Source organism: Paraburkholderia sp. EG304 (assembly GCF_046543485.1).
Lineage (GTDB): Bacteria > Pseudomonadota > Gammaproteobacteria > Burkholderiales > Burkholderiaceae > Paraburkholderia > Paraburkholderia youngii.
Genome location: NZ_JBKGUA010000315.1, coordinates 1 through 487, shown reverse-complemented (window position 1 = coordinate 487; position 487 = coordinate 1). Strand labels below are relative to the sequence as shown.

Sequence of the window (487 nt, the reverse complement as noted above, 5' to 3'; positions counted from 1 at the left end):
GCTGCACCAGGCCCCGGAGTCGACCGGCGCCCAGAACCGCTTCCGCTTGGCAGTCGACGCTCTGCTGCAGTGAGCACGGGGCGGCAGCCAGGGCACCGGCACCGCTTGAATCACCCCCCGTCACGGGCGCGACCCACCCGCGCCTACGTGCGCCGCCGGGCCAGGTCCTCGAGCATTTCCCAGGATTTCAGGCCGCGTCCGCCCAGATGGTGCATCAGCACCGCGCGCATCGGCCGGCGCAGGCTGCCCAGATCCTCGGGCCCGGGCATCGCATCGGCGGCCAGCGCCAGCAAGGCGCTGCCGGTCGCCGTGCCACGCCGCTGATCGACACCGCGGTCGCTGAGCAGCCGACGCGGCCCCTCCTGCGGGTCCAGTTCGTAGCGCGCGGCCGGGTCGACCGGCTCGTCATCGCTGCCGTGCAGCAGATCGAAGCCGAACCCCAGCGCCTCCAGCAGATCGCGCTCGAAACGCCGCAGGGTCCAGGCCA

Annotated in this window: 1 pseudogene; it reads right to left on the bottom strand. The window is 73.1% G+C overall.

The window, feature by feature from the left end:
• Positions 1-143: 143 nt before the first annotated feature.
• Positions 144-487, bottom strand: a pseudogene (locus tag ACLFKU_RS44055) (hypothetical protein); the annotation flags it as partial.